The organism is Sporosarcina sp. FSL K6-1508, from assembly GCF_038007465.1.
Classification (GTDB): Bacteria; Bacillota; Bacilli; order Bacillales_A; family Planococcaceae; genus Sporosarcina; species Sporosarcina psychrophila_B.
In genome coordinates, this window is the sequence record NZ_JBBOXF010000001.1 from 3,125,921 (window position 1) to 3,138,860 (window position 12,940).

Below are 12,940 nucleotides of genomic sequence, written 5' to 3' on the forward strand. Positions count from 1 at the left end.
TTATTCATGTGACATGGCAAGTTGAAGCGGAAAAATGGCGTAAATTTGAGAAACTAGAAGCTACACTAAAACAGCAACTTACGATTGAAGAAAATAATGAAGAGTTGCTGGAAGATTGTTTTTATAAAAACCTATCATTCGGTACGGCTGGCTTGCGCGGGGAACTTGGATTTGGTACGAATCGGATGAATCTCTACACTGTAAGAAAGGCAGCACTTGGGCTTGTTTTATATATAAAAAGCTGTGGGACGGCTGCTGAAAATCGAGGCGTCGTAATTGCTTATGATTCGAGGCATCAATCAACAGAATTTGCTCTTGAAGTGGCGAAAGTCCTTGGATTTAATGGCATTCGTAGCTATTTATTTGATGAGCTACAATCAACTCCCTTATTATCATTTGCAGTTCGCGAGTTGAACACGTTTTCGGGCGTTGTCATTACTGCAAGCCATAATCCGGCAGAATATAACGGACTAAAGGTTTACGGAGAAGATGGTGGACAAGTAACATTAGAAGCCGCAAATGCGATTACTGCTCATACGGAGAGTATTGATGACCTATTTTCGGTAGGGGTCGCGGAAGTGGCTTATCTCTTAGAAGAGGGACTACTTACATATTTGGATCATGAAATGAGCGACCGTTATCTATTGCATTTGGATGGACTTCTTTTGGGAGGGCAGCTTGATAAAAGTTTATCGATTGTTTATTCCCCACTTCACGGTGCGGGTGGAAAGTTAGTTTGTAAAGGACTAGAGATAGCGGGCTTCTCGAATGTAACTATCGTTAGTGAACAGGCAATTCCAGATCCGAACTTTACGTCCGTCAACTATCCCAATCCTGAAGAACCACAAGCTTTTGAAATGGCACTTATATATGGTCATAAAGTGAAAGCGGATTTACTCATAGCTACGGATCCAGATGCAGACCGAATGGGTGTGGCAGTACGAGATTTAGAAGGCGAATATGTCTTTTTAACAGGCAACCAGATCGGTGCAATATTATTAAATACATTGTTGGAAGATAAGTTGGACCGCGATACAATGCCTGAAAATGGTGTAGTTTTAAAAACAATTGTCACATCAGAACTTGGTAGGGCGATTGCACAGAAATATGACGTTAAAACAATGGATGTATTGACAGGGTTTAAATTTATCAGTGAAAAAGTCTTAGAATTTGAAGAAACTGCAGAGTATACTTTCTTATTTGGTTATGAGGAGAGCTTTGGCTACTTGATCGGCGATTTCGTACGGGATAAAGATGCTGTCCAAGCTTCGGTTTTAATTGCTGAAGTGGCCGCTCGTTATAAAGCAAACGGCCAAACATTATTGGATGGACTACAAGCATTGTATGAAGAGCACGGCTTTTATCAAGAAAGCTTGGAATCGATAACGCTAAGAGGGAAGAATGGAATGGCGAAAATTGATGATACCGTGAATTATTTCCGTTCGGCATCATTTGTAAGGGAGTTTACCCAACCCCTTTCAACTATTGAAGATTATGCGGCTGGTCATGCTGTTAGTGTTGAAACAGGAGATCAACGTCCACTCGATTTACCGATTGCGAATGTGCTTAAATTTATATTGACAGATGGTACATGGTTTGCGATTCGCCCATCTGGAACAGAACCGAAAATCAAGTTCTACTTTGGAGTCAAGGGTGGGACAAAAAATGAAAGTGACGCGCTTTTATTGGGCTTAAAAGGGGCTGTTATGATGGTTGTGCAAACATTAACGTCTAACTCATAAATAGAAACTGGGAGTGTTGGAAGGGTATTATCGCTAATATTCAACGAATAGTGAAAAAGAAAGGGGGGGTTCGATGATTAATCAATTACGTAAAATCTATTCTTCTCTCCTTGTATACTCAGAAGGACAAGTTGAACTAGATTCTACATATAAATGGTTTGAGACGGATGAAAATGAAATTATCGGTATTCCTGAAGGGGAATTAACCCCCAAAGATGTAACACTATTAAGCACTTTTTTAGTACCTTATAATATTAAATTTCCGATTCCTACAGATGAGGAAAAGAAATGGCGAAAAGTAATTCACTCGAGTGCATCAAATGCTGACTTGGATTTTAAATTGAAAAACCCCTATCGTTTTGTCTGTTTTTCTATAAAAAAGAATCAAATTGACCCTATCTTATTTAAAGACGCGATACATGAGCTTTTTGATAAACAAGTGCCTATTCTATGGGGAAGTGGACATGAAGGAATCATTATAGAAGAACAGACAACGGATGAAGATAACATCTCTTTCGAACAGATTATCGATATACTCATGAGTGATTTATATGTGAAAATTAACTTCTTTGTCGGTCCTTACAAGAAGGATTTGGAGGGAATTGCTCAACATTACCACACATTAAAGAGTGATGCCAAGAAAGTGTTTAGACATTCAAATAAGACAGTAGTCACATACATAGATGCTGTTCCACTTTTACTTATCAATCAGACAGAATCGGATTTCCGTACCGAAATCAGTCAGACTATTTTACAAGAATACATAGATGATGAAGAAACACTGAAAATGATTGAAACGTTTGTCCAATGTAATTTAAATATATCTGAGACGTCAAAAGTACTACATATGCACCGAAACAGTCTGCAATATCGATTGGACCGTTTTTATGAAAAAACGGGAATAGACGTCCGACAATTTCACCATGCAATGACAGTCTATCTTTCACTTTTGGCACGAAAGTAACTCTGGTAGCTTGAAAACTATCTGCTTTAATTATTGTTAAAACTGGTACTAGCAAACATGCACCAAGCCTGCTTCTATTTTTGTGCATATTCACCATTACTCAAATAGTCCGAATAATGTATGCTGTTAATAGATAGTGAAAACCCATACATACATTGGAGGGAATAAAATGGCAGACTTGAAACTAGTAAATATTAAAAAAGTATATGATAAGGATGTTGTCTCCGTACAAGACTTTAACTTGGAAATTAGAGACAAAGAATTTCTAGTGTTAGTTGGTCCGTCAGGTTGCGGTAAATCAACCACACTTCGAATGATTGCTGGTTTGGAAGAAATATCAGGAGGCGATCTTTTTATTGGGGGTAAAAGAGTAAACGATGTCCCGCCAAAAGATCGTGATATCGCTATGGTTTTCCAGAACTATGCATTGTATCCTCATATGGATGTTTACAATAATATGGCATTTGGCTTAAAGTTGCGTAAATTTAAAAAAGATGAAATAAAAAAACGAGTGGATAATGCTGCTAAAATTTTGGGACTTGAGGAACTATTAACTCGTAAACCGAAAGCGCTTTCGGGTGGTCAGCGTCAGCGTGTTGCTTTGGGACGTGCGATTGTTCGAGATGCTGAAGTATTCTTAATGGATGAGCCGTTATCTAACTTAGATGCTAAGTTACGTGTGCAAATGCGTGCAGAGATTCAAAAGCTACACAGGCGTCTACAAACAACTACTGTTTATGTAACCCATGATCAAACAGAAGCCATGACAATGGCGACACGCCTCGTTGTCATGAAAGATGGACTTATCCAACAAGTAGGTGCACCTAAAGAAGTTTATGATGAACCTAACAATGTTTTTGTTGGTGGATTTATCGGTTCTCCTGCAATGAACTTCTTAACCGGTAAATTGGAAGAGAATTATTTTGTCATGGGCGATGTAAAAGTCCTTGTTCCCGATGGTAAGATGAAAGTGCTTCGGGATCAAGGTTATGTTGGCAAAGATATTATTCTGGGCATTCGTCCGGAAGACATTCATGATGAACCGTTATTCCTTGATTTTTCTCCTGACACAAAAATCAGGGCGTCGATAGAGGTAGCTGAATTAATGGGGGCAGAAATTATTCTTTATTCAAAAGTGGATGACCAAGACTTTGTGGCACGTGTTGATGCGCGTTTCAACGTTGTGGCCGGAGAAACGGTCGACTTGGCATTTGACCTTGGTAAAGCGCACTTTTTCGATAGTGAATCAGAATTAAGAATCAAATAAGTTTATAAAAGATGCCGCTAAGGGAAACTGGTCTTTCTTTGGCGGTTTTAATTTTGGATCCATTTATGTTTAAAATCCAAAAGAGTTGGACAAACTAAGTATTCATGATATAAAAACAGATAGGAGAGTATGTAAATGACTGAGAAAAAACCTCCACACGAGCAATTGACCGAAAAAAATAATGAACTGTCTTCAGAACAAGAAGTACTGTATCAGGAAGAATATAAAAAAGCTGATAAAGTTGCTGAGAATGAAAATAAGGACAGGGAAAATAATAAAAAAGATTAAAGTAGACTGCTGATGAAAGTTGTGAATTAAATGATCTTTACGGTTTCAATAGTAACTAGTTGTAAGAAAAAGGGTTGCTCAATAAAAGCAACCCTTTTTGATACCAAGAATATACCTATTGTTGATTGTAAAACTCATCTATCGGAACAAATAAGCCAACCTTTCCATACGTTTCATGATCTAACGTAGCGAAAACAATGCCAATCACCATCCCATCACTATTCAGTACGGGGCTTCCACTATTTCCTCGATAAACCGGTGCCTTCAACATAACAACGGGCACATCCCAATCTGTTAACTGGATATAATCAATAATTGTACCTTCATTTGCAATGCCCTTAAAACTTAATGGATTGCCAATAAAGTTAATGGCTTCGTCATCTTCAAAGGTCGTTTGTTCAGCGAGTTCTAAATAAGGTAAGTCTTTGCCATGAACTTCTAAAACAGCGAGGTCAACCCATGGATATGTATGTATAACGTCTGCGGTAAAGCGTCCTTCGTCTGGAAAAAAGACGTTTACGGTGTCGCTTCCTTCGATAACATGATAGTTTGTTAGTATGGTCCCGTCATTCGAAATCGAGAACCCGGTCCCTTTGCTTGCTGCTGTCTGAATAACAACAACAGACTTTTTATAGGTAGCAATGTTTTCTTGCTTCGATAATTTTGAAGAGGTCTTTAGGAATTCAATGGCCGGGATTGAATACACTTCAAACATAACTGCAAACGTATTGAAAACCATTACGATGGAGATCATCCAAAATAGCCATTTGGGAAATGGGCGCTTTATTTTGCGACTTGTTTTTTCTTGTTCTTCTTTATAAAGCGCTTCTCGTTGCGCTTCTAATACCAGCACTTGCAGTTCTTCATCATCAATCTCTTCTATAAAGTCTTTATCATTTGAATCAGGCGGTTGTTTCTTGTCCGTCTCCATGTATCCACCCCCTAACTTTTAAACTCATATCTTTATAGCTCATTATAGCAAATGAAAGTACATAAGGTTTTTTCCATTAAAGCTTATATGAAAGATAGTGCTGAAATAATTGCGTTCCCTCTTCTTTGGTTGGCATAATTAGTAAATCAGAACATATAATGAATAGTTCAATGACATTTAGATGGAAGAATAATTACTATCCAACTGTTTTATTAGTACACACTCATTTTAAAAAAAGGGGAATAATTTATGAGCAGAAATAAGAAGAGAAGATTTATAGTTTCCGTTGCGCTAGTACTTGGGATTGGTGTACTGACACCCTCTTATACATTTGCCTCAGTGGAAAAAACTGAAATACAAGCTCCAATTGGGCAGATGCTTAAGGGGAAAGTCATAGAAAATTGGAGCAATGAAATCATTATTAAAGGGGAAGATGGTAAACGCTATCATGTTGGATTGCATGCTTTTACCGAGGAACAAATTCAGTCGATGAATGTTTCAGTTGGTGCCACAGTGCAAATCGAAGGTGAAGTGCTAGAAAGCTTTGCGGATTTCTACGACTTTGCCTATTTTGTAAAAAGCCTTCCTATAGGAGTGACCGAAGCTGAGATTAAAGAGCTAGAAACTCTCTACAATCAGAAGATGGCTTTGGAAAAAGATGAATTATGGGAAGAAGCAGGAGAGTTATGGGGGCAAATCAATCAAATAATCAATCCGCATTATCTTGCAAACTGGGAGCCAGACCCATTTGATGTGTATATAAGTATGTTTGAGTATGCGTTTACGGATGAAGACTTGATACAATTGGAAGAACTTTATAATCAGTGGATTTCGCTTGCGAAAAGTGGGGCGGAGGAAGAATCTAACGTAAAGATTAATCAGTTTTTCGAGATTGTTAATAATTATTATGTAGAACCAACGTTTGAAGAGTATATAGCGACCTTGAATATGACTATTTCAGAAGTGGATTATCCAGTTATTAAGCAATTGTATGAGGAAGCTCGTCAAACTAGCTATGATGAAGACAATCAACTTGCTATGGAAAAATGGGAGGCGTTCGATCTAGCAATGCAGCCGTATTACCGGGCGGCCTATCCAATGCCAACTTTTGAGGAACAAATATCTTATTATGATTTCGAGGTATCTAAGGAAGACTTATCTACACTAAAAGAAATTTACACAGTCATTTTGGAATTGGAACAGAACGGTAAATATGAGGAAATGGAGGGTCAATGGGATTCCTTTCACAGTATTTTGGAACCATATTTTGCGCTCAACCAAAGTATCCCATTCCGTGCTTCACAAGTCTTGATCGATGGTAAGACTTTTCGCTAAAATGCTTATATTAAAATGCCTATCACTTCGATAGGCATTTTTGAGTTTCATTATACTCTTGTTATCAATCACTGTGTACAGGCGCTTTTGAATTACTTCAAATGAACAAGTACCAGTATGCTCGAAATTGGTATGGCACTTGCAACCCTATAAAAAGTTAACTATTCAAAGGATATGGCTGGAAGTGACGAAGTCATTTCCAGCCATGCTTGTCATTCGGTAAAGATGTCATGATTGATATTCCTAAAGTGGGTGAAAACTTACCCGTATAAATATAGAATTTTGCGCTAATCAATAACCATTTTAAATGAGAAAAAAGTTATTTAACAACCGCTTCATTTTACTTCTATATATTGAACTAAAAAATCCCCTTGAATCTGCTGTGGAGCTCAATAATGTGAGAGTTGTAATTCGGGGTGTGGATTGTAGAACGCTTGGCGCTTTGGGGATGCCTTTGCCGCATCTGCTCTAGGGTGTTCCTTATCGAGAGAAATGTGATTTTGAGATGTATATGCCGAGATTATATGTGATTACTAGTTGATACTATATAAATTGAAATAAAGAACTCCATCGAACCGCTACGGCGCTAGGGGATGCCTTCCGCCATAAGCCAAGCAGCTTCGCCGCCAGTCTTATGACTTCGGCTACCCGGTGTCAGCAACTGGCTCCGAATAGGCGCCTTCGCTCAGTTTATACACCGGATTCAATAGTTCAACATATAGAATTAGAGTCAAGAAAGACACACTCCAGATTGTAGATTTCATCGCAGATAAAGAAATGCTCTCGCTCGCATAGATCATCTAGCGAAGACGCGTCTTCGTGGTAGCCGGAGCGATAAGACTGAAAGTGCTCTCCTTTCCGGCTTATCGCGGGAGGCATCCACAAAGCGTCGAAGCGGTATTAGCAGGAATTCTAATTCATTCCTCATGTATTGAGACATTCGTTGATCAAGTTCGATCGATTTATGGCACTCCAAGTTGTAGGACTCATCTCCGGAAAAGAAATGCGCTTTCTCAAAAAGATCATCCAAAAAGCGGCGAAGCGGGATTAGCGAGGAGTTCAATTTATTCCAAGTGTCAAAGTTTTTTCAACATACATAGGTCTGTTCTGAGGAACTTTATGAATCTTTTCTTCATGTTTTGCGTTTACATTCATCAACAATATGGGAAGAGATAGAGAGAATGTAAATAGAGGAGGAATTAATATGAAATTGGCAGCTTCTGTGAAAGAGCTAATTGAGTTTTCTGATGGTACCTTTACCGAAGAGAATCCTGTGATTATATATGTCAGTCAGGGAGGTCGAGTTCCAGATGAAACGGTTTTATTGGATGAGGATACAGCTAGTGCGAATAAGTTGCAAATATTGACGGTTTTAATTCATTCGGAAAAAGAATCCATTTATTATGAATATCCTTTTAATGAAGTAGTCGAAATGGAAGAAATCAATCATCAGCTAGAAGTATTGTTTGAGCGTTTTTCAAAAGAAGTGATCGATGCCAAAACGATGGCGAGAAAAGTAAATGGGGTAAAATGGGCAACGTGAAAAGTGATCAGCCAGAAATAAAAATGGCTGATCACTTTTTTCATTTATTTTAAATTGCTATGTTTATGACAATACTTTTACCATTGGAAATGGATGTATATAAAGCAAACGATACTTACTGTAAGTAATATGAATAGTTTAGAGCATTTACGGCCATATTGATAATTTAAAGACATTGTCGGTCGAAACCATAAATTTTACGCAATTAATATGTTATTTATAGGGGGGTCTTCATGACGAGTATAGTCAGAGTAACCAATGTAGAAATAACTAATTTGAAAAATGTAAAGCAAGGGAAGTTTCAAACAAATTCAACATTTGACGCATTGGATAAAGCCAATGTCATAGGATTTTATGGTCAGAATGGTTCTGGGAAAACGGCGGCCGTCGAATCGTTTAATCTGTTAAAGATACTGTTATCAGCCAATAATGAGGTGCCACTTCCCAAATTATCATCTAACTTGCTGTATTTTAAAGAAAAGACGATTCGCTTGTTGTTTCAATTTATAGTGAAAAATGAATACGGTGAGTTCTATGTTAACTATTCCGTTTCTTTATCTGTGGGTAAAGGAAGATACCAAGTTGTCGAAGAAAAAGTTTTCTCACGAGAAAATAAGGAAAACGAGCCATTCAAAAATCTGATTTCTAAAAGTGGTAAAAACTTTACTATCGGAACTATTGAATCGCATGAATTGCATGAGTCCGCAAGAGTTTCAGCCATGGTTGCCAATCGTATGGCAGCGAGTAATTCGACCTCTTTTGTGTTTAGAGAGGAATTAAGAGAAGTATTTGAAGATCTCTTAGAAGGAAATGAAGCTGAAATCATGAAAAATCTCTCAGTAGACCTTAATCGTGATTTACATGTCATTGATACGGTTCATTATGGTCTACTAATTGCCAATCTTGTTATGCCTTTTAGCGTTCATTTGGAAAGAAAGCGGGGACATATTCCTTATGAGATGCAAGATACAATGGTGTTGCCAATGGATTTATTTGAAACGATTGACCAAGTAGTTAGTCAGACGAATATTGTTTTACAAACGATTATCCCAGGTCTTCTAATAAAAATAAAACAGATCAATAAGCAAAAGTTGAGTGATGGCAGTGAAGGAGTCCGATTCGAGTTCCTATCAAAAAAAGGGGAGATTGAACTTCCTTTACGAAGTGAATCGGAAGGAACGTTAAAAATCATCTCTATTTTAAGTACACTTGTTGCAGTTTACAATAATCCGAATGCTTGCGTTGTCATTGATGAGCTAGATGCAGGTATCTTTGAATATTTACTTGGTGAAATATTAGAAGTTCTGAACGAAAATGCCCAAGGGCAACTTTTTTTCACTTCTCATAATTTGCGGATATTAGAAGTGCTTCCAATTCGAAACTTATGGTTTACGACGCTTAATGCAGAGGACAGATATCATCAGTTAAAAGGGGTTAAAAAGCTGAGTAATGCTCGGGATATCTATCTACGTGCTGTCCAACTTGGTGGTCAAGATGAAGAAATCTATGCGGAAACTAATCTATATGATATTAAAACGGCATTCCGAAGAGCAGGGATTTCAAATGACAAGTAATCAAAAGAAAGTCGTATTAGTGCTTGTAGAGGGAAGCTGCGAAGAGGTATTGCTATACAATCGGTTACGTACTCTTTTCCAACAGCATAACATCCGATTCCATATTCAGCACGGTGATATTTTATATGATTTGGACAGACCCGAAGAGCATATTAAATCGGTGATTGGAAATGCAGTAAATGAATTTATGATCAAAAGTAAATTTCGTCCGGAAGATGTATTCTGCGTATTGCATATTATTGATATGGATGGTTGTTTTATCCCCGAGGATGCTATCGTTATTGATGACACTCAAAAGGAATTAACTGTCTACCATGAAGATCGGATAACTGTTCCGCATGAAAAACAAAAGCAGCAAATAGCAGCTAGAAATGCGGACAGAAGTACTAATATCAATATAATGAAGGGGTTAGATACAATACTTTCCAGCAAAATCGACTACCGAATGTATTATTTTTCAAGAAATTTAGAGCATGTTCTATTTAAAGAACCGAATCCAGAAAAGGAAAGAAAATTTCCAGAGGTAGAACGATTTATAGAACAGTTGGAGATGCCTATTGAAGACTTTTTACAGGAGTCCATGCCCTTGTTAACTGGGATGGATCCTTATACGGAAAGCTGGAATAGGATTTCTGAAAGGACGGCTTCATTACAACAATACAGTAATGTACCTTTGCTATTTGAGTTTGTTAAATTACAGTCAGGTTTTTAAATGCCTGAAACGTGTCATAGCTATGGGGTTTGATAATGGTTATAGATGGAAATGAAATCACTTTATTTAATAAGTGATTTTTTTCTGCATCTTTCTTTCCGTATTAATATACTTATTACTGCGATTATCGTAAAATTATCACAATTGTTGAATTAAAGGTAAGTAAGCTGCATTCAAACTTTGAAGTTTATGGTAAAATAACACTGTCTAAAAGAATAGATAGCCGGTTAGAGAAACATACAAAAGCATCAATTAGGTAGCAGAACTTCAATCATGATTAACATTGCAATATAGCGATTCAATTTCTAATTGGGTTCGATAGTTTTAGTGAAAAATAATACCTTGGGGAGTGAATTAATTTATGGAGAACACTACAATGTTTATAATTGATAAAAAAGAAGGGTTAAGTCTAGAGTTCAGCAAATTGGTTTCAATGATGGAATACAGCAGAAAGACAACGATTCAAGAAATTGAAAACTTAACAGTTGAAGAATTGGACTTTCTTTATGATGAAGAATCGAATTCTATCGGAATGTTGTTAGCTCATATGATATCGGTTGAACAGACATATCAAATCATCACTTTTGAAAATCGAGAGATCACAGAAGAGGATATTGGCACATTAAACCCAGGATTAGAATTAGGGAGTAATGCGCGAGAGCAAATTAGAGGAAATCGCATTGATTTTTATTTGGAACAATTAGCTGAAACAAGGTACAAAACGGTTGAAACCTTTAAAACATTGCCTGATGAGTGGTTATTTGAACGAATGCCATTTTGGGATGGACTTCTTACGAACAATTATTTTAAATGGTTTCATGTGTTTGAAGATGAACTAAATCACAGAGGACAAATACGAATTATTAAAAAGATGATAAATAAGTAGAAAGTGCTCTAAGAAAAATTAGAGCCAAGGGATGGAAACAATGGCAGAAAAATTCGATACAGCAGAAAGTTATCAATGTCCTATCTGTAATGAAAATAATAATTGCTGTAATTCCACTAATAAGTCCCTAGCTCAATGTTGGTGTAGTGGAGAATTCTTCCCACAAGCTATATTCGTGCTAGTACCTTATGATAAATTGAGAAAATCATGCATATGTAAAAAATATCTTGATGAGTTCCAGGGTTGATGGAAGAGAGGGGAAAAAATTGTACGAACAAAAAACGAAGGAAACAGACAACGATGTCGTTGAATTTATTGAAAGTGTAGAAAATCTAAAAAAACGTGCGGATGCTTACACGTTACTCGAGATTTTTAAAGAGACGACTGGTTACGAAGCTAAAATGTGGGGACCAAGCATCATCGGCTTTGGATCGTATCATTATGTTTACAAAACAGGCCACGAAGGCGACGCACCGTTGGCAGGATTCTCCCCGCGTAAAGCAAAAACAAGTTTGTATTTTGCGCCCGGCGATAGCGAGCGAGATGCCTTGCTTGCGAAGTTTGGTAAACACACCTCTGGCAAAGCATGCGTGTATATTAACAAAGTTGAGGACATAGATACAGATGTATTAAAAGAACTAATTACTCAATCCGTTACATTTTTGAAAACACAATACCCCGATAACTAATAGCACTTCACGTAACGAGATTTATGCAGTAGTCCATTAATCAGTTGCGACAATTAATTCCTAAAGTATAGAAGTATCAGGACAAAACTTGGTTACATCAAGTTTAGATATGGCAACAATAGAAGTGACAAAGTAGCGTTTACATTCGATTGCGTAACGAATGTAAACGCTTTATTATTGGTAGTAATCAAACTATTGTAGCTTTAAAAAAACGGAAGGGAGTGTATGGGTATGGATAATGAACACCAATCAAATTCAGGATTCAAAATGAAAGTCCAACGTTTTGGAAGTTTTTTAAGTGGCATGATTATGCCGAATATCGGTGCATTTATTGCTTGGGGGATTATTACAGCATTATTTATTCCGACGGGTTGGATTCCGAACGCAGCAGTAGATCGTATCATCCCGAACAAGGTAAATGAAGATAAGACAGCATGGAGAGTGCATTCAAAAAATAATGGGGCGGTTTGCAAATCCATTTATATCTGATGACGTAATACGGGTAGGTCGTTCGCCTTTACGTAAACTTAAACTGAATGATCGGCTTGTCGGTCCAGCAACTCAATACGTGGAGTTATTCGGTAAGACACCTACTTACTTGGCAAAAGGAATCGCAGCAGCATTGCATTATGATTATATGGAAGATCCAGAAGCAAAGCTCATACAAGAGACGATTCAACAGCAGGGTATTCGTCATGCAATTGAAACGTTTACCGGATTGAAGGTCGGTACAGCGCTATTTACAGCGATTGAAGAGGGCTATCAAAAACTTGAGGTAAATTGAATTGCTTGAATGGCGGTCGGGAGAATGAAGAGTAGTCCTCTAAACAACAAAAAATACCTATCTATATGTGCTTGTACTCCAAAGCGCAAGTAGATAGGTGTTTTTGTTAATTTGACAAAAACGAAGCTATAATAAATCTAGCTTGGTCAGAGTAGGATGGTTCAGCCGCTTAAGTATTTTTAATGTGAAGTAGTTGTTCGGTTTATCGATAGCTTTCACATTTTT

General features: G+C 37.4%; 13 protein-coding genes and 1 pseudogene. 13 read left to right on the forward strand and 1 reads right to left on the reverse strand.

The features are described 5' to 3' along the window. The first annotated feature begins 8 nt into the window (after positions 1 to 8). From MKZ11_RS15690 to MKZ11_RS15705, 4 genes are all read left to right on the forward strand, one after another. Positions 9 to 1,742: a phospho-sugar mutase gene (locus tag MKZ11_RS15690; protein ID WP_340795323.1), complete on the forward strand. Its 1,734-nt coding sequence runs from the start codon at positions 9 to 11 to the stop codon at positions 1,740 to 1,742. A gap of 73 nt (positions 1,743 to 1,815) precedes the next feature. Further along, the gene (locus MKZ11_RS15695; RefSeq protein WP_340795324.1) at positions 1,816 to 2,706 is read left to right on the forward strand and encodes a PucR family transcriptional regulator; all 891 of its coding nucleotides are present in this window, start codon (positions 1,816 to 1,818) and stop codon (positions 2,704 to 2,706) included. Positions 2,707 to 2,875: 169 nt separating this feature from the next. Next, positions 2,876 to 3,973 carry an ABC transporter ATP-binding protein gene (locus MKZ11_RS15700; RefSeq protein ID WP_340795325.1) on the forward strand — a complete coding sequence of 366 codons (1,098 nt, stop codon included), beginning with the start codon at positions 2,876 to 2,878 and terminating at the stop codon, positions 3,971 to 3,973. Positions 3,974 to 4,108: 135 nt separating this feature from the next. Next, on the forward strand, positions 4,109 to 4,261 hold the full coding sequence (locus tag MKZ11_RS15705; protein WP_340795326.1) for a YfhE family protein: 153 nt from the start codon (positions 4,109 to 4,111) through the stop codon (positions 4,259 to 4,261). A 115-nt stretch (positions 4,262 to 4,376) separates the two neighbouring features. Here MKZ11_RS15705 and MKZ11_RS15710 read toward each other — a convergent pair whose 3' ends face one another. Beyond that, a complete protein-coding gene (locus MKZ11_RS15710) occupies positions 4,377 to 5,192 on the reverse strand; it encodes a S1C family serine protease (protein WP_340795327.1) in 816 nt (271 codons plus the stop codon). A 249-nt stretch (positions 5,193 to 5,441) separates the two neighbouring features. Between MKZ11_RS15710 and MKZ11_RS15715 the strand changes: the two genes are divergently transcribed. The 9 genes and pseudogenes from MKZ11_RS15715 (at position 5,442) to MKZ11_RS15755 (ending at position 12,715) form a co-directional block, all read left to right on the forward strand. Continuing rightward, a complete protein-coding gene (locus MKZ11_RS15715; protein ID WP_340795328.1) occupies positions 5,442 to 6,527 on the forward strand; it encodes a hypothetical protein in 1,086 nt (361 codons plus the stop codon). Between the two features lie 1,204 nt (positions 6,528 to 7,731). Next, on the forward strand, positions 7,732 to 8,070 hold the full coding sequence (locus MKZ11_RS15720) for a hypothetical protein (RefSeq protein WP_340795329.1): 339 nt from the start codon (positions 7,732 to 7,734) through the stop codon (positions 8,068 to 8,070). 233 nt (positions 8,071 to 8,303) lie between these two features. Next, positions 8,304 to 9,644, forward strand: a complete 1,341-nt coding sequence (locus tag MKZ11_RS15725) for an AAA family ATPase (protein WP_340795330.1) — start codon at positions 8,304 to 8,306, stop codon at positions 9,642 to 9,644. Next, on the forward strand, positions 9,634 to 10,356 hold the full coding sequence (locus MKZ11_RS15730; RefSeq protein ID WP_340795331.1) for a hypothetical protein: 723 nt from the start codon (positions 9,634 to 9,636) through the stop codon (positions 10,354 to 10,356). The genes MKZ11_RS15725 and MKZ11_RS15730 overlap by 11 nt, the downstream gene beginning before the upstream one ends. 361 nt (positions 10,357 to 10,717) lie before the next feature. Beyond that, a complete protein-coding gene (locus tag MKZ11_RS15735) occupies positions 10,718 to 11,242 on the forward strand; it encodes a DinB family protein (RefSeq protein WP_340795332.1) in 525 nt (174 codons plus the stop codon). Positions 11,243 to 11,282: 40 nt separating this feature from the next. Then, positions 11,283 to 11,489 (forward strand): cysteine-rich CWC family protein, encoded by a 207-nt coding sequence (locus tag MKZ11_RS15740; RefSeq protein WP_340795333.1) that lies wholly within the window; start codon positions 11,283 to 11,285, stop codon positions 11,487 to 11,489. A 19-nt stretch (positions 11,490 to 11,508) separates the two neighbouring features. After that, positions 11,509 to 11,931, forward strand: coding sequence for a DUF1801 domain-containing protein (locus MKZ11_RS15745; protein WP_340795334.1), 423 nt, complete (start codon positions 11,509 to 11,511; stop codon positions 11,929 to 11,931). A gap of 231 nt (positions 11,932 to 12,162) precedes the next feature. Then, positions 12,163 to 12,336, forward strand: a pseudogene (locus MKZ11_RS15750) (PTS mannitol transporter subunit IIBC); the annotation flags it as partial. A 52-nt stretch (positions 12,337 to 12,388) separates the two neighbouring features. Further along, the gene (locus tag MKZ11_RS15755) at positions 12,389 to 12,715 is read left to right on the forward strand and encodes a hypothetical protein (RefSeq protein ID WP_340795335.1); all 327 of its coding nucleotides are present in this window, start codon (positions 12,389 to 12,391) and stop codon (positions 12,713 to 12,715) included. Positions 12,716 to 12,940 lie beyond the last annotated feature (225 nt).